General features: G+C 59.1%; 11 protein-coding genes. 5 read left to right on the top strand and 6 right to left on the bottom strand.

Annotation, left to right across the window (positions count from 1 at the left end; all coding sequences use genetic code 11):
• Positions 1–100: 100 nt before the first annotated feature.
• A complete protein-coding gene (locus BGE01nite_RS11550; protein ID WP_170266734.1) occupies positions 101–817 on the bottom strand; it encodes a tetratricopeptide repeat protein in 717 nt (238 codons plus the stop codon).
• 123 nt (positions 818–940) lie between these two features.
• Between BGE01nite_RS11550 and pbpC the strand changes: the two genes are divergently transcribed.
• Positions 941–3,211 (top strand): penicillin-binding protein 1C, encoded by a 2,271-nt coding sequence (pbpC, locus tag BGE01nite_RS11545; RefSeq protein ID WP_146850616.1) that lies wholly within the window; start codon positions 941–943, stop codon positions 3,209–3,211.
• 14 nt (positions 3,212–3,225) lie between these two features.
• On the opposite strand, the gene BGE01nite_RS11540 is transcribed toward pbpC, so the two are convergent.
• The 3 genes from BGE01nite_RS11540 to fdhF form a co-directional block, all read right to left on the bottom strand.
• The gene (locus tag BGE01nite_RS11540) at positions 3,226–4,251 is read right to left on the bottom strand and encodes a hypothetical protein (RefSeq protein WP_146850615.1); all 1,026 of its coding nucleotides are present in this window, start codon (positions 4,249–4,251) and stop codon (positions 3,226–3,228) included.
• A gap of 74 nt (positions 4,252–4,325) precedes the next feature.
• Positions 4,326–4,814, bottom strand: a complete 489-nt coding sequence (locus BGE01nite_RS11535; protein ID WP_146850614.1) for a hypothetical protein — start codon at positions 4,812–4,814, stop codon at positions 4,326–4,328.
• A 60-nt stretch (positions 4,815–4,874) separates the two neighbouring features.
• Positions 4,875–7,634 (bottom strand): formate dehydrogenase subunit alpha, encoded by a 2,760-nt coding sequence (gene fdhF / locus BGE01nite_RS11530; protein ID WP_146850613.1) that lies wholly within the window; start codon positions 7,632–7,634, stop codon positions 4,875–4,877.
• 327 nt (positions 7,635–7,961) lie between these two features.
• Between fdhF and BGE01nite_RS11525 the strand changes: the two genes are divergently transcribed.
• Positions 7,962–9,011: an NHL domain-containing protein gene (locus BGE01nite_RS11525; protein ID WP_146850612.1), complete on the top strand. Its 1,050-nt coding sequence runs from the start codon at positions 7,962–7,964 to the stop codon at positions 9,009–9,011.
• A 3-nt stretch (positions 9,012–9,014) separates the two neighbouring features.
• Here BGE01nite_RS11525 and BGE01nite_RS11520 read toward each other — a convergent pair whose 3' ends face one another.
• Positions 9,015–11,387 carry an MMPL family transporter gene (locus tag BGE01nite_RS11520; protein WP_170266733.1) on the bottom strand — a complete coding sequence of 791 codons (2,373 nt, stop codon included), beginning with the start codon at positions 11,385–11,387 and terminating at the stop codon, positions 9,015–9,017.
• Between the two features lie 120 nt (positions 11,388–11,507).
• Between BGE01nite_RS11520 and BGE01nite_RS11515 the strand changes: the two genes are divergently transcribed.
• Positions 11,508–12,500 carry a tetratricopeptide repeat protein gene (locus tag BGE01nite_RS11515; protein ID WP_146850610.1) on the top strand — a complete coding sequence of 331 codons (993 nt, stop codon included), beginning with the start codon at positions 11,508–11,510 and terminating at the stop codon, positions 12,498–12,500.
• A gap of 25 nt (positions 12,501–12,525) precedes the next feature.
• Here the strand turns inward: BGE01nite_RS11515 and BGE01nite_RS11510 are convergent, their stop codons facing one another.
• Positions 12,526–13,143 carry a DUF1287 domain-containing protein gene (locus BGE01nite_RS11510; RefSeq protein ID WP_246145708.1) on the bottom strand — a complete coding sequence of 206 codons (618 nt, stop codon included), beginning with the start codon at positions 13,141–13,143 and terminating at the stop codon, positions 12,526–12,528.
• Positions 13,144–13,457: 314 nt separating this feature from the next.
• On the opposite strand from BGE01nite_RS11510, the gene BGE01nite_RS11505 reads away from it, so the two are divergent.
• Positions 13,458–14,933, top strand: a complete 1,476-nt coding sequence (locus tag BGE01nite_RS11505; protein WP_146850608.1) for a sensor histidine kinase — start codon at positions 13,458–13,460, stop codon at positions 14,931–14,933.
• The gene (locus tag BGE01nite_RS11500) at positions 14,930–16,183 is read left to right on the top strand and encodes a hybrid sensor histidine kinase/response regulator (RefSeq protein ID WP_146850607.1); all 1,254 of its coding nucleotides are present in this window, start codon (positions 14,930–14,932) and stop codon (positions 16,181–16,183) included. Before BGE01nite_RS11505 ends, BGE01nite_RS11500 begins: the two co-directional genes overlap by 4 nt.
• Positions 16,184–16,190: the final 7 nt, after the last annotated feature.

The following is a 16,190-nucleotide window of genomic DNA, read 5'->3' as shown; positions in this document are numbered from 1 at the left end:
GACACCTTGGATGCCTGAGACCCTAAAAGGGTTCAGAAGTCGTCCTGATTGCAGCGTCAGGCGGCTTTGAGAAGCCTCCGACTGGCTCATGCGGCGAGATTTACTGCCCCGGTTGCTTCGGTGCTTCTTCCGGCAGGCCGATGTTCGGCATCCAGCGAGCTTCCATCAGAGTGTCGATGTAGGAACCGTTCTCCGCAGGCTTGAAGATGCTGGTGGCGCGTCTCACCCAGTCCTGGGCAGCCGCCTCTTCCTTCTTGTGAAAGGAGATCGCCGCCTTGCTGAAGTAGTAGGCCGGGGAGTCGTCCATGAAGGTGAAGTTGTCCGCCAGCGTCTTTTCAGCTGCGGGGAGCTGGCCCTGCTTCGCCTCGCAGACCAGACGCTTGAAGAGCACCATGTGGCGGTAGACCAGCGGCAGCTTCGGGTTGTCATCCAGTAGTTTTTGCAGGGCCTTGGCCGCCGCTGCCCAGTCGTGCTTCACAAACAGCACCTCGGCTTTGTTGAAGTGCAGGGGGAACTCGTTCGGGGCCAGCTTCAGCGCCTTGTCGAACATCTCATCTGCCTTGGCAAAGTCACGCAAAGCGGGTGTCAGGTAGAGAGAACCACGGATGTTGAGCAGCTCAGGCCGGTCAGGATACTTGGCTTCAATGTCGTCCAGCAGGCTCATCGCCTCCACATAGCGCTGCTTGACCTGCAGCTCCTGGATCTCCTGCATCTGCAGCATCACATCAGTCGGCAGCGGCGCTGCGGCCTGCTGGGCCGTGCTGTTGCCAGCCAGGATGCAGAGCGTGGCGAGAAGACAAAGAGAGCGGGACTTCATGCGGGCAGGATGATACGGGGAGCTTTCCAGGCAGGCAAGCGGAGACGGCATACCTCCTTCGGGGGCCAATGAAATCTGAAACTGAAAATTGAAAACTGCCGAAAGCGTAACACGGCTCTTCTTATGAATCGTCGTCGGCGGTGGATCATCGCACTCGGCCTGCCTCTGCTCGGGGCAGGGCTGGGCTGGTACCTGCTGCCCTGGTGCGTCAGCCTGCCGCCAGGGCTGGAGATTCCCAGGACGGCGTCGGTGCGCTACCTCGCTCGTGATGGCGCCCCCCTGCGTCAGCTTCTCACCGCGGAGGGGGATCGTGTCTCGGAGGAGGTGACCTTTGCCGAGCTTCCGAATTTCCTCATTCAGGCCACGCTCGCTGCCGAGGACCGTCGCTTCTTCAGCCATGGCGGCGTGGACCTTCTGGCCGTGGCACGCGCCTTTCGTGACAATGCCAAAACGGGCAGGGTGGTCTCGGGTGCCTCCACCATCCATCAACAGCTCGTCAAGGTGGCTTCCGGCCGCATGACGGGCCGCACGCTGGGAGTGAAGTTCCAGGAAGCCCTGCAGGCGCGGCGTCTCGCCATGGCTTGGTCACGGGAGGAAGTGCTCACAGCTTATCTGAATCGCATCCATTATGGCAATCTGCTGACCGGCTGTGCTTCCGCAGCCTCTGGTTATTTCAACAAGCCGTTGCGAGATCTCACGGTCGCTGAAAGCGCCTTCCTGGCCGCGTTGCCGCAATCTCCCTCGCGCTTCAATCCCTTCCGTGATCGCGATGCCGTGCGGCCCCGGCAGGAACGAATCCTCAAGGCCATGAATGAACTGGGGCACATCACCAGCGAGCAACTGCGTGTGGCGCTGGCCGAACCACTGGTGCTGCAAAAATTCACCGGCGGTTTTGCCGCGCCTCATGTGGTGGAGATGCTCCGCACGGAGCCTTCGGCAGGAACGGTGCGCACGACCCTTGATGCGGCTCTTCAGCGCCATGTGGAGCAGATCATCGCCACACGGCTTGCTGCCTTGAAGGATCGTCACGTCACGCAGGCTGCGGCAGTCGTGATTGACAATGCGACTGGCGAGGTCCTGGCACTCGCGGGTTCGCGTGATTTCTTCGCGGAGGAAGGCGGCCAGATCAATGGCGCCTGGGTGCCGCATTCACCCGGGTCGGCGGTGAAGCCCTTCACCTATCAGCTCGCCTTTGAGCGCGGCTTCACACCCGCCAGCATGCTTGCAGATCTGCCGGTGCAGTATCCCACCTCCAGCGGTGTCTATCGTCCCGAGAACTACGCGCACCGCATCTATGGTCCCGTGACCTGTCGTGATGCGCTGGGGAACAGCTTCAACATCTCTGCGGTGAAGCTGCTCATGAATCTCGGAGGTGCTGAGGTTCTGCTGACACGTCTGCACTCCCTCGGCCTAACCACTCTGACGGAATCCGCCGATCACTACGGTCTCGGCCTCACCATTGGTAATGCGCCTGTCCGCTTGATCGAACTCGCGAATGCTTATGCCTGCCTGGCCCGCCTCGGTGAATGGCGTCCCTGGAGCATGACCCTGGGTGCTGTCTCTGAAAAACCTCGTCGGCTGCTCGATCGCGATGCCTGCTATCTCATCGCTGATGTGCTCAGTGACAACCAAGCGCGCCTGCTCACTTTCGGTGCCAACTCACCGCTGCGCCTGCCATTCCGTGCGGCGGTGAAGACCGGCACCAGCCAGACCTATCGCGACAACTGGACTCTCGGCTTCACCCCTGAATACACCGTGGCTGTGTGGGCAGGGAACTTTGACAACACTCCCATGCAGGAAGTCACAGGTGTCACCGGCGCGGCACCCATCTGGCGGGACATCCTCATGCATTTGCATGAGCATCGCCCCAGCGTCTGGTATGACGAGCCTGCGGAGATCGTCCGTGCCCGCATCGATCCCCGCACCGGCAAGATGCTCACCGCCCAGTCACCACCAGCTCGGCTTAGCCGCGAGGAGGTCTTCATCAAGGGTGAGCTTCCGCCTGCCGCCACGCGCCAGGACTACGATGATCGCGGTCGCGTCATTCTTTCTTCCGAGTATGCCTCCTGGGTGCGCAGTCGTGACAACTGGCTCGGCGACCTCGTCTTCTGCCCAACCAATGATGCTTCTGAGAAGCCCTGGCGCATTGCTCATCCCGTTCCCGGCACCGTGATCCAGCTCGATCCCGACCTCCCCGGTGGTGGTAAACGGCTCCTGCTCGAGGCCGAACCCTCCAATGCCGAGGTCCAATGGTCCTGCGAAACCCTGCCTGTGCAGCATGATGGCCCGCAAGCCTACGTCATCCTCAGTCCCGGTCGTCACACCTTCATCGCCCGTGCAGCGACGGGACTGGTCCAGCGCACGCACGTCATCGTACAGGATGATCCGCCCTGATCAGATCAGCATGCTCACTCCACTGTCAGTGATTCCACGGCTTCCAGCATCTTCGCGGCTTCATCGCCCTTCACGTCATCGGTGAAGATGCTGACAACACTCAGAACCCCGGGTTTCGGCACGATCATGCCGTTGATGAGCGCCTTGGTATTCCCAGCCTCCTTCGGTTTGCCCACGAGACTGGCATCTGTGAAGGCAGCCACAGCGCCTATTCCTCCTTTGAGCTTCAGATCCTGGATCTTGGCATCCTTCTCAACTGTGGATTCTGCGACGACTTTCGTGGCACTCTTGACGGCCTGATGCAGGGCATCGCGATCCTTCGGCGGGTCTGGCACCTTCCCGATGGAGAGCATGCAGTTGGCGTTGGGGTTCGTCGCCGACATGAACGACACGGTGTATTGAGTCACCTCCTTCACACTGATGTCATCCGCCAGCACGTTGCTCATGATCCAGCCCGCAGGTGGAGTGATGCTGACAGAGCCTACGTCAGGCAGTTTGATCGTCTCACGCTTACCCTGCGTGGTTTCCAGCGGACCATAGGCCAGGCTCGCCGCCAGTTTCTTCAGCATGGCCGTGTCCGCAGGTGTCGGCTGGACATAGGACACATGCAAATCCACCCACTTCCCTTCATGCACAAAGTAGCAGTTGATGTTGCCCTGGCTGAAGTGCTCACCTTGGAAATCACCCTCGATCGTGTATTCGACAATCTCGCAGCGATCCAGCGTGCTCAGCTTGACCGACTCCACATCGATCATGGGATTACGTTTGCCCTGGGACCAGTAGTACTGACGGCAGGCACTGTGGCTGGACTCTTTCGCTTCGCCTGGTGGCGGCTCGACAAAGAGACTCATGTTGAAGAGTCCCGAGTTGCCTTTGTATTGAATGGACTCTTCGGTATAATCCAGGGATGCCTTCTTCAACTCTGGCCCTTCAAAGGTGATTTGCCATCCAAACCCGACGAGCGGAAACTTCAGCTCCGAGGCTGCCTGGACGCTGCTGACAAGAAAAAGGCAAAGAAGGGCGAGGGATGAGCGCAACATGACGAAGCCATGTTGTGATGACTTCGGGTTCGATTGGCAATCCAAAAAGGACTAACCTGGAGTGTGGAGTCACTTCAGGGCTTCTGAATCAGCTCAAAGCGATACCAGCGAGAGCCTGACTGGAGGTCTGGGATCTCGATCGAGTATTCCTCACCCGCGAGAGCCGCCTTGATGGCATCCCTCTTTTCAATGCCCGTGCCATCGCGCTTGAAGGAAACCATGACGAGCTTGAACTCGATCTTGGTGGGATCAATGCGGTCCACGCTCCGCGTGGCAGACTTGTCGTTGCCACGGTCGCCACGGGATTCTTTCCAGTTAGGCCGCCATGGCTTGCCATCCACAAAGGTGGGAAATTCCTGACCATTGTGTCTCCCTGGTTTGGCGTTCGGACCATTCACCCAATAAATGCCGTTCTTCTTCACGCGCAGTTCGGAGGGGCCGTCAATCAGGGCTTCGATCACAAAGGTCTGAGGTCCCTTGTCTGCCGCATGAACTGCGGAGGTGAGAAGCAGGGCAAGGAATGCGAGAGTCAGGATGAGTGCGATGGCTGAGGCTGATTTCATGGGAGCGGCAGGCTGCATTGAACTTGAGTTCGATGGATAAACAGAATGACGTTCTCGTGGTTAGGCAATTTCCATCATCCGCTGCTTCTTTGGCATGCTGGAGGCCGGTACCTTCTCCACATCCACGGCCACAACCTTGTATTCCGGGCACATCGTGTCCTCATCGCACTCGCTGCTGGTCACCATGTTCACGAGATTTTCGGGGAAGTGAAAGGTGGTGTAGAGAATGCCGGGCTTCACCTCGGTGGAGATCTTGGCCTTCATGTTCACCTCTCCGCGATTGGAGAAGATGCGTACCATGTCACCACTCTCGATGCCCTTCTTCGCGGCATCATCCGGATGAATGGCTAGAAGGTCTTCTGTGACGATCTGCGCATTGCCCGTGCGGCGGGTCATGGTGCCGCAGTTGTAGTGCTCCAAAATGCGCCCCGTGGTGAGGATGAAAGGGAACTCGTCGTGATGCTTCTCGATCTCCTTCGACTCTTGGAAGCGGAAAAAATGGAACTTGCCGAGGCCGCGCTTGAACGAGTCCACATGCAGGATCTCGGTGCCGATGCCGCCTTCCTTAATCGGCCACTGCGTGCCTTGATCCGTGAGATTCTCCCAGGTCGCCCCTTTGAAGAAGGGCACGATGCGCGCGATCTCCGCCAGCACGCCATCCGGTGTGTAGTCGGCCTGTGGAATGCCCATGCGCTGCATGATATCACAGACGATCTGGCCGTCCGACTTCGTGCCAGGGATCGGTGGGATGACCGCATTCACCCGCTGCACACGTCGTTCACCATTCGTGAAGGTGCCGCTCTTCTCCAGAAAGGAAGCCGCAGGCAGCACCACGTCCGCAAACTCCGCCGTCGGTGTCATGAAGAGCTCCTGCACCACGAGGAACTCGAGCGCATTGAGAGCGCTTTTGACATGCTCGGTGTTAGGATCCGTCTGCACCACGTCTTCGCCCATGATCCACAGGGCCTTCAGCTTGCCGGCGAGCGCCGCATCATACATCTGCGGGATCTTCCAGCCGATCTCATTGCTCATATGAGCGCCGTAAAACTCTTCGTAGAGCTTGTGATTGGCCTCATCATTCACCTGAAGATAACCGGCGCCCTGATGCGGCTGGCAGCCCATGTCGGCCGCGCCCTGCACGTTGTTCTGCCCACGCAGCGGCAGCACACCCACACCTGGTCGGCCGATGTTCCCAGTCATCATGGCGATATCAGCGATGGTCATCACCGTCTTTGAGCCATGACTGTGCTCCGTGACGCCGAGACCATGGAAAGCCATCGCCCCTTTCGCGCTGGCATACTCAATCGCTGCAGCGCGCACCTTCTCACGTGGCACACCATGCGTGCGCTCGGATTCATCGAGGTTCAGATTGCGCAGACCCTGCTCAAACTCCTCCCAGTTCTCGCAGCGCTTCTTGATGAAGTCTTGATCAATCAAGCCCGCCTCAAGAATGTAATACGCGAACATGTCCAGCAGCGCCACGTTGGTGCCGGGGCGCAGTTGCAGATGATGCTTCGCATACGGCACGAGCTCAATCTCGCGTGGATCGATGACGATGAGCGGCACGCCCTTCATCACCCGCTGCTTGATCTTGGAGCCTGTGACCGGATGCCCCTCGGTGGGGTTCGCTCCCGTGATCAGAATGCAGTTCGTGTATTCCAGATCCTCGATGCTGTTCGTGGCCGCACCCGTGCCAAAAGCTTTTTGCATGCCCCAGGCCGTGGGTGAATGACACACACGTGCGCAGGCATCGATGTTGTTCGTGCCAAAGCCTACGCGGATGAACTTCTGCATGAGATAGTTCTCCTCATTCGTGCAGCGCGCGGAGGAAATACCGCCCACCGCATTACCACCATGTTCCTCTTTGATGCGCTGGAGGTTCTTCGCAATGTAGTCGTAGGCTTCCTCCCAGGTCGCCTCGGTGAAATGGCCGTTGTAGCGAATGAGCGGCTTGCGCAGACGGTCCGGATGCTTGACGAACTTGAAGGCATAACGACCTTTGAGACAAGTGTGGCTGTGATTCACCTCGGAATCCGTCGGTGCTTGAATGCTCAGCACTTCACTGCCCTTCGTGGCCACATTGAGATTGCAGCCCACACCGCAATAAGTGCACACCGTTCGCGTCTTCCTCGTGGCCTCGATGGATTTCGAGAAGAACACATCACTGATGGCCGAGGTCGGACAGGCCTGCGAGCACGCGCCGCAGGACACGCAGGTCGAGTCCATGAAGGACTGGTCCAGCCCCTTGATGATGCGCGCATTAAAGCCGCGACCATGCATGGAGAGCACATGCTGCCCTTGCACCTCGTCACAAGCACGCACGCAGCGGGAGCAGTTGATGCACTTCGACAGCTCGCTCGTCATGTAGGGATGCGAGCGATCCTTGCTGCGGTTCAAATGATTCGCGCCCGAAGGATAGCGCACCTGACGGATGCCCACCTTGGCTGCCACCGTTTGCAGCTCGCAGTTGCCACTGACTTCGCAGGTCAGGCAGTCCAGCGGATGATCCGTCAGCACCAATTCGACGATGTTTCGGCGCAGTTTGCGGATTTTCGGAGACTCCGTGAAGACATGCATCCCAGCCGTCAGCGGCGTGTGGCAGGAGGCCACGACGCGGCGTGGTCCGTCCTCCTGCATGGCGACTTCCACGGAGCAGACGCGGCAAGCCCCGTAGGGCTCAAGCTGCGGCGCATCGCACAGCGTCGGCACATGTCCGCGGCCGCGATGCCGGTCGATGAATTTCAGCACGGTGTCGCCATCGTTGAAGCGCATCGGTTCACCATCGATGAAGGCGGTGAGGGTGGAAAGATCCTGGACCATGGGTGGGCGGGGGTGGAGATCTACGGGAGAAAACGGCGCTCACAGGGGCGCGCTTTCGCGGGTTGGAGCATCACGGGTCGGTCAGGCACAAGGCCGGAGAGGCCAGTGCACAGACGGCTGGCTAGGATGGTGCTCACGGGGGTATTTTTCGTGATTCGGCCTCAGTATAACCAGGAAGCCTGTGCCAATGCACTCCTGAAATGAACATCAAGCCGTTCACTGTTCGCCGTTGACGGTTCTCGGTTAAGCGAGAGAGGGCTCTCGAGTGCCTGTCAAAAGTAATGGTGTTGATGGACTCTGGCAGCCATGTTCGTTTTCTATCATTCTATGAAATTGCGCCCCCTCCTTCTTTGCCTGCTTGCTGTTTCCGGTCTGGTTCGTGCGGATCAAATCATCCTGGTGGCAGGAGGCACTCAAGATGCGGTGGACATCCCTGCCACGGAGGCCAAGCTGCTCGAGCCCTTTGCCGCAGAGTTCGACTCCGGTGGGCATCTTTGGATCGTGGAGATGGTCTCGGGAAACCGCCTGCTGCAGGTGGATGGCGGTGGCCAGATCACTCATGTCGCAGGTCAGTTGAAGCCCGGCTTCAGCGGTGATGGCGGTCCGGCGTTGAGGGCGCAGTTCAATGGCCCGCATAACTTCGCCGTGCTTCCCAATGACAATATCCTCATCGCCGACACTTGGAATGGCCGTATCCGCGAAGTGGATGTGAAAGCCCGCATCGTGAAGACCCTCGAAGGCTGGCAGGCCCCTGCGGAAAAAGCCCGTGGCAATGGCCCCTACTGCATCACTCTCACTCCGGACAAAAAGAAGCTGCATATTTCCGACCTGCGCCAGGTGCATGAGCTCGATCTCGCCACCGGCAAAGCCCGCGTTATCGCCGGCAATGGCAAAAAAGGCCTGCCGAAAGATGGCGAGCTGGCCTTGGAGCAACCTTTGGTAGACCCGCGTGCCGCAGCCATGGACCGCCAGGGCAATCTCTACATCCTCGAGCGCGGCGGCAATGCGCTGCGCGTGGTCGACAAAGAAGGCCGCATCAAGACGGTCGTGAATGCCAGCGGCAAAAAAGGTGGGGAAGGGGACGGCGGACCCGGTCTCGGAGCCACGATGAACGGCCCCAAGCATCTTTGCATTGATCAAGACGACAGCGTGCTCATCGCCGATGCGGAAGCCCATCTTGTGCGCCGCTATGTGCCTGCCACCGGCAAGATCGAACGCGTCGCCGGCACAGGCAAGTCCGGCAGCGCCGGCGTGGGCGGTGATCCGCTGAACTGCCAGCTCTCTCGTCCCCACGGCGTGACCATCCACCCCGAAAGCGGCGCCCTCTACATCACCGACAGCTACAACAACCGCATCCTCAAGATTCAGAAGCAGTAAGCGTCACTCCGCCTTCTTCGCACCCAGCCAGGCCCGCCAGTGCGGCAGCAGCCAGAGCACGATCATGAGGATCCACAGCGTGCCGAGGCAGCAGGCGAGGCCGAGGCTGGAGATGCCGCGATTGCCGGCAAAGAAGAGGCTGGAGAACCCGATCACTGTCGTCATGCCGGAGAAGAACACCGCGCGGCCGGTGGTGGCCTGCACGGTGCGGATGTCATTCCCCGTGCGTTGCAGCGCCAGCAGGATGTGAATGCCGTAATCAATGCCCGTGCCGAGCAGCAGCGGAATGGCAGCGAGGCTGGCGAGGTTCCAGCCCTGGCCAAGCAGGCTCATGGTGGCGGCCAGCGCACCCAGGCCACCCGCCAGCAGCAGCACGGACAGCACCAAGTCCCGCCAGCGACGGAAGGTGATGAAGAGCGTCAGGGCGATCAAGCCAACGATCGGCATCAACTGCTTGTTCAAATCCTGCCTAACCAGTGATGACAATGCGCCACCCAGTGTCTCCCAGCCTGCGACCCAGGCTCCCGTGTCCGGCGTCAGGATCTTCTGCAACTCGGCAAGCTTCGCCCGGTCAGGCAGTCCCGGTGTTCCCGGCAGACTGACCGAGGCCAGCACCACGCCCTCCCCCTTCGCCATGTCGGCATTCTCGGCACGTTCGCCGGTGGCCAGGATGCGATGCAGAATGGATGCTGCGGCGGCTTCGGTATCACCGGCCTTCCACACACCGCACACGCCGCGCAGCAGACCCATCGCCGCTTCGGTAAAGCCTGCCTCATCGATCTCTTTTTCCAGGCGCGGTTGCTCCCGCAGCAGCCATTCGATGAAGGCCTTGTTAGCTGCCTGAGCCTGCGGATCACTGACCAGCATGGTCGGCATCATGTGGCGCACAAGCGTGCCTGCCTTTACCGCAGCGTCCAGTTTCACACTGAGGGCCTCGGTCTTCGCGCGCAGATCAGCAGCAGGACCAGTGATCAGGACTGGCACACTGGCCTCAGTGTTTCGTCCCAGTCGTTCCTGCACCCACTGGAAAGTATCCATGGCCTCACTTTTAGTTGGGCGCAGCGCCTCGGCACTGGTCAGGAAGCTTGGCATGCCCTTGACCGCGAAGGTGCCCGCAATGCCAAGCACCAAAATCAGCGTGCCAGCCATCGCGATTCCGCGATTGGAATGCCACGCAGGTCGTGTTGTCACCATTTGCTCCATCTGCTTTCCTGCCGCCAGTTTCGGCGCGAAAAACACCATCACGCCCAGGCCCACGATCACCCCAATCGCGACCAGCAGTCCCATCTCTGCCAGTCCAGGCAAGCCGCTGAAGAGCAGGGAGAGAAACACCACTGCGGTGGTGCAGGCTCCTGCAGCGATCCCTGGTGCCGCAAGCTTTCTCAAAGCCTTCGCATCAAGTTGCGGGTGCTGTCTCGCCTCCTGAATGATCAGCACTGCATAGTCCACGATGATCCCCAGCACGATGGCCGCGAAGCCGAGGGACATGATGCTCAGCTTGCCCACGATCAAGCCACCGAATCCGAGTGTGAGCACCATGCTCAGCATCACCAGTCCCTGAATCCACATCAGCGGTTTCAATCGGCGAAACATGATCCAGAACAGCAGTGCGATGAACACCTCCGTCATGCCAATCGTGCTCGACATGTCCTTTTCAATGCCTGCGCCGATCTCCGCCTGAAAGGCAGGCTCGCCCGTGTAGCGCACGGTCACCGTTTCATCTTTCGTCACCTGCGCGATCTCGCCCTTCATCTGCTCCAGCCAGGCTCCCGCTGCCTTGTAATTGCCCACACCCGTGGCCGGCGTGACCATGAGCACACGAAAAGCCCCGTCTTCAGACACCAGTCCGAAGAGCGAACCTTCCAGCGCGCCCGCTGCCGAGGTGTCCAGACTGTCCAGCAAGCCCAGCGGATCATAAGAGGCACGCTGCACCTTCTCCGCATCCAAAGAGCCGCCCACGGACTTCAGCGCCTTCTGAAGCTGAGCCTTCGCTCCATCGCCTTCCAGGCGCGCTTGCACCTCCTTCAGCTTTACCGGGTCCGCATTCTGCACACACCAGGCTAGCAACGCGGCTCCCGATTCTGCCTGCGCCTCCATCGGCTGCGCCCAGCGCACCTCCTTCACCAGATCCGTGCGCTTCTGCAGACGTTCCGCGAGACTCGTTGTCAGTTCTTCGGACGTCGCTTCATCCTCTGCCTCCAGGGCAATGATCAAATCACTCCCGCCCGCAAACCCATCCCGCAGCAGCTTCAGCGCCCGCACCTCCGGCACCTCGGCAGGCAGTGTCGCCAGAATGTCCGTCTCGAGGCGCAGCCGCATGAATCCAGCGATGACGACTGGAAGAAGAACAAGCGCGGCGAGCCAGGATTTTTTCATGTAAGGGCGATGGGTGGCTGGGGACATGTGGGGATGCAAGCCAATGGTTTTTATTCGAAGCAAGGTCGGCGAGCTTTAAGCTTGCTGGGAAAGCGACGGATCGGCTAGCCTTTGCCGGATATGAAACTCCCCCCGGTGCTTCTTGTCTGCCTGATGCTCGCTTTTCAGAGTCCTGTGCGTGGATGTCTGTGGGATAGTGAGACGCTGGCCTCTGAAACGAAAAGGTTTCCCGATGTGTCTGCCCTGATTGCCGGCACGTTTGCGCGGCACTCGCGTGAGTTTCACCAGTGGCGAGTGGCGAAGAAGCAGACCCTGGTGAATGACAAGAAGGCCGCGGCTCTCGATTATGATGATCTGGCCGTGTCCCAGCATAAGTTAGGCGATCACAAGGCGGCCATTGCCACGATGTATAAGAAGGACAAGCTCATGCCGGGCATCTACGAGACCTATTCGAACCTGGGCACCTTCTACATCTATACAGGCGAGCTTCGCGAGGCCTTGAAACACATTGATCGTGCGCTCAGCATCAATGCCAACGCGCACTTCGGACGTGAGAAGTATCAAAAGTGGCTCGTGCTGTGGATTCTCGAAGAGAAGGGAGCCGTCGAGGATGAAGCCGGATTCAGGCCTGACATGCTTCGCGGTTTTGCCGCCATGGTGGCGCGCATGGAGGCTGGTGGCGTGTCCAAGGAAGCAGGGAAGAACCTGCGGCTTGAGGAGGCCCAGATTCAGGCGGCTGTGCGTGGTGTGACGGGGATGATGTTCTTTGCCGACTTCGACAACCCCATCTTGCTGGAGGCCCTGGGGGACCTGCTGCGGGTGGGAGCGACCAGGCAGGGGCCTTCTTATCTGGCCTCTCTTTGCTACATGCACGCCATGTTCAAGAGCGAGGATCCGCAGGCGAAGAAGCGCTACTCGAAACTCTTTGAGAATGCCAGTTCATCCACCCGCCGGGACGAGGCCTATTATAAGAGCATTCTTCAATCGGCTCTGAACCAGGGAGAAAAGCTCAATGAAAGCATCCGCGCCGAGGAGATGGCCTGGATTGCTGAAGGCAAGGACGCGGCCGTGGAGTTTCAGAAGAAGTATCTCCAGCCTGAGGCCAAGAAATGAATCTTGGTCTGTGGCCGTGAGGTCATTACTTCCCCGGATGCCAGCGATAGTGCCCGGTCAGCGGGAATTCAAAGAGCCGGTCCTCACACTGCGGGCCCTGGCCAATATTATGTACGATCCAGGGGCGCTCGCTGCCGTCCGGTGCTGGCACGACGATGGCGATGTGCGGCAGTTTGCCAGCCACGGTGCAGGTGATGAGATCTCCCGGCTTGTAGTCTGCAGGCTCTTGAGTCACGGGCAGGGAAGCCTTCTGTCGCTTGAAGAAAGCCTGAAGGTTAGGCACGCGACGGTGGTCGATGTTTTTGTCAGTTGTGGTTAGGCCCCAGTTCTTTGGGTAGGCGGAAAAAGCGCGCTTCATGTCCTCATGAACCAGCTTTTGCAGATCAAAGCCGAGCGTGCGGTAGCTGCGGATGACCTCATCCGTGCAGACGCCAGTGTCCGCAGGCACATCGCCTCCCGGATAAGTCAGGCTGACATAGGCCGGGTCATAGCGCACCGCCTTGTGGGGGCGGTCCAGGGCTGCATGAACCAGACGTGAGGCAAAGGAGCCGTCCTGTACCGCGTGCTGCCGTGCCTTCTCCGCAAGTTCACGGGTGTCTCCCCTGACGAAGGTGCTTAGCGCCAGCAGTGAGAGGGCTGGCAAGGAAGCGTAAACCAACCAGCGGTGTGCAGAGAGTCGTCCTCGGGAGATCATGGACTTGCTTCGACAGAGCTCACCGAATATTTGTTCAGCAGCTCTTTGCCTAAGGTTATTGTCGCGTCGATTCGTAGTGTTAACGTGGGCAAAATTCGATTTTGAAGAAACTAGCTATCACATTTTACACCCCTTTTGGAAATCGTTAATGCCCTCATTCAGAGGCAAGTAGCCAGGAAGCTCAGAGAAAAGTTGAGAAAGAATGTCATGTTGTATTTGCGTTTTTGTAAGCCCAGTGTAATTATTGTAAATTCCATAATCGAATGTCAGCCGTTGCCAGTCTCCCTCCTGTCACGACGCCGTTGCACTTCACGGCGGTAAGGGAAGACGTGGAGATAACTCCCCAAGCGGCACCGAAAGTTGATCCCAAGCTCCTGCTGAGAGCCGAGAGTTCCACCCGCTTTGTGGGGGAGATGCAGGGTCTGAACATTCGCAATGCCAGGCTGGGTGCTTGGTTTGTGATGGTGCTGGTGCCGTTTTGCTCCGTGTTGGATTGGTTCGCGTATCCTGATCATTTCTGGGACTTTCTCTTCCTGCGACTGATCTGCTCCCTGCTGTGCGTGCCGCTGCTGCTGGCGCTGGACCGGCCGTGGGCGGCCAAGTATCACCGCGTCTATCCCGTCATCCTGCCGCTGCTGCCAGCCATTGCGATCTGCGTGATGATGTATCTCTCAGGTGATGCCGGTTCAGGTTATTACGCGGGCCTCATTCTTTGTCTCATGGGCACCTCCTTTGTGTTCCATTGGACCTTCAAGGAGATCGGCATCACGGTGGGCCTCGTTTTGATCTGCTACCTCGCAGCCACGGTGCCCAATCTGGATTTCGCGGGTGGTCTGAAGGCCAACGGCCTCTTCATCAATAACACGCTCTTTATCCTGCTGACCTGTGCCATCCTATACTTCGGCGCCCGTCAGCACCACGGCATCCGTCTGCGGGAGTTTGTGCACCGCTGCAAGGTCGAGGCCCAGCGCGAGGAACTCAGGGATCGGAACTACGAGCTGACTTCCACCTTCAAGCGCCTGCGCGAGACTGAGGCCCAGCTCACCCAGAATGAAAAGCTCGCCTCGATCGGCAGGCTCAGCGCAGGCATTGTGCATGAGATCAACAATCCGCTGAACTTTGTGAAGTCGGCGGTCTTTGTACTGAAGAAGAAGAGCAAGACCATGCCGCCGGATGTCACAGAGCAGGTGGAGCAGATCCTGGCGGATATCGGAGAGGGAGTGGACCGCGTGGCGGGCATCGTTTCTGATCTGCGCACTTTTGCCCACCCGGAGGGCAGGGGAAACATGGTGCTCGATCTCAAGCAGGTAGCCGACCGCGCTGCCCGCCTGATGAAGAAGCAGGTGCTGGACTCCAGCGTGGATCTGAAAATCTCCATCCCCCAGGCCATCTACGTCCTCGGCGATGAAAATCATGTGGTGCAGGTCTTCATCAATCTCATCCAGAACAGCCTGGATGCCCTGGAGCGCCGAAAAGACCCCTGCATCGAGGTGAGCTTGATTTCCTACAAGGAAGAAGGCACCATGCTGAGTGTGAAGGATAACGGCACCGGCATCCCGACGGACGTTCTCCAGCGTATTTTTGATCCATTCTTTACCACTAAGGAGGTCGGAAAGGGCATGGGCCTGGGCCTCTCTCTCTGCTATCGCATGATGCAGGGCATGGGTGGCGGCATCGAGGCTCGCAGTGAGCCTGGCCGCTCCACCGAGTTCATCCTGAGTTTCCAACCCCCCGCATGATTCAAGAAAAGGTCAGCCGCTATCACATCCTGTATGTGGATGATGAAGAGAGAGCTTTGCACTACTTCCAGAAGTGCTTTGAGGATGAGTACGTCATCCATACGGCCACGAATGCTGCGGACGGTTACCGCATCATCGAGGAGTTTGGTTCGCGCATCGGCATTCTCATGACTGACCAGCGGATGCCTGGAGAAACGGGCGTGGAGCTCATGGAGCGCGTGCGCCTCCTCCAGCCTAACATGATCCGCATCCTGGTCACCGCCTTCACCGACTACGAGACTGCGGTGAAGTGTGTGAATGACGGCCGGGCCTGGCGCTACCTGCACAAGCCCATGGACCCAGACCACCTCGCCGCGGTACTGGCGGAGGGCATGGAGGCTTATCAGGCCATGCTGCACCGTGATCGCCTGCTCTATGAGAAGGCGGACGACATCCGCACGCAGCTCATGGCGGACAAGGTCAGCGGCATGGGCATCCTGGCCGAGGGGCTGAACCATCACCTGCGCAATGCGCTCACCGTGGTGCGTGCCTTCATTGATCTGGCTCCCATGAAGCTCATGGAGGAGATCGACGCGCGTCATCCCCAGGACCCTTCCTTCTGGATCGAGACCCAGGGGCAGGCCGTGAGCCAGCTGGACCGCATCCAGAACCTGCTCACGAACCTGGCTCATGCCTCTCATGCTCGCAAGCTGGAGCGCAGTGAGGAGGTCAACATGGCGGCGATCTTCAATGAAACGTATGCGGCCTACTCCGGGCACTTCATGGAGAAGCAGATCCGCTTTGATGCCGAGGTCGCGATCGGCATGCCCAATCTCTTTGTGCATGGCGAACGCTTCCGCCAGATGCTGCGTCTGCTCTTCATTGAGGAGATCACCCATCTCCAGCCCGGAGATCAGATCCTTCTGCGCGCCCACATCGAGCAGGATGGTCTCGGAGAGAGTTATGCGGTCATCACCCTCACAGACAATGGCTGCTGGGGTGGTCCGAACGACAGTGGTGCGAACCTCTTTGATCCCTTCTACACCCGCAGCCGCAAGCCGGATGACTTCGGGGTGAACATGATGGCCTGCTATGTCACCATGCATCTGCATGGCGGCACGATCTCCGCCAGGCGCCTGGAACCTCAGGGCCTCGAACTTTCCCTGCGCCTGCCTCTGGACCCGAAGAAGAACTGCCAGGAGGCGGAGCAATTCCTCCGCGGTACTCTGGCGGGAGATTCCCGGTGGAGCAGCCGTTTGCGCGCCGCGTAAAGCTTTG

Source organism: Prosthecobacter gellanilyticus (assembly GCF_007992435.1).
GTDB lineage: Bacteria > Verrucomicrobiota > Verrucomicrobiia > Verrucomicrobiales > Verrucomicrobiaceae > Prosthecobacter > Prosthecobacter gellanilyticus.
Note: the sequence above shows the minus strand (reverse complement) of the source record. Positions and strands in the feature narration are given on the sequence as shown.

Bases quoted from the DNA above. Each gene is read 5' to 3' on its own strand.
- BGE01nite_RS11550 (WP_170266734.1), bottom strand. From the start codon at position 817: ATGAAGTCCCGCTCTCTTTGTCTTCTCGCCACGCTCTGCATCCTGGCT.
- pbpC (WP_146850616.1), top strand. From the start codon at position 941: ATGAATCGTCGTCGGCGGTGGATCATCGCACTCGGCCTGCCTCTGCTC.
- BGE01nite_RS11540 (WP_146850615.1), bottom strand. From the start codon at position 4,251: ATGTTGCGCTCATCCCTCGCCCTTCTTTGCCTTTTTCTTGTCAGCAGC.
- BGE01nite_RS11535 (WP_146850614.1), bottom strand. From the start codon at position 4,814: ATGAAATCAGCCTCAGCCATCGCACTCATCCTGACTCTCGCATTCCTT.
- fdhF (WP_146850613.1), bottom strand. From the start codon at position 7,634: ATGGTCCAGGATCTTTCCACCCTCACCGCCTTCATCGATGGTGAACCG.
- BGE01nite_RS11525 (WP_146850612.1), top strand. From the start codon at position 7,962: ATGAAATTGCGCCCCCTCCTTCTTTGCCTGCTTGCTGTTTCCGGTCTG.
- BGE01nite_RS11520 (WP_170266733.1), bottom strand. From the start codon at position 11,387: ATGAAAAAATCCTGGCTCGCCGCGCTTGTTCTTCTTCCAGTCGTCATC.
- BGE01nite_RS11515 (WP_146850610.1), top strand. From the start codon at position 11,508: ATGAAACTCCCCCCGGTGCTTCTTGTCTGCCTGATGCTCGCTTTTCAG.
- BGE01nite_RS11505 (WP_146850608.1), top strand. From the start codon at position 13,458: ATGTCAGCCGTTGCCAGTCTCCCTCCTGTCACGACGCCGTTGCACTTC.
- BGE01nite_RS11500 (WP_146850607.1), top strand. From the start codon at position 14,930: ATGATTCAAGAAAAGGTCAGCCGCTATCACATCCTGTATGTGGATGAT.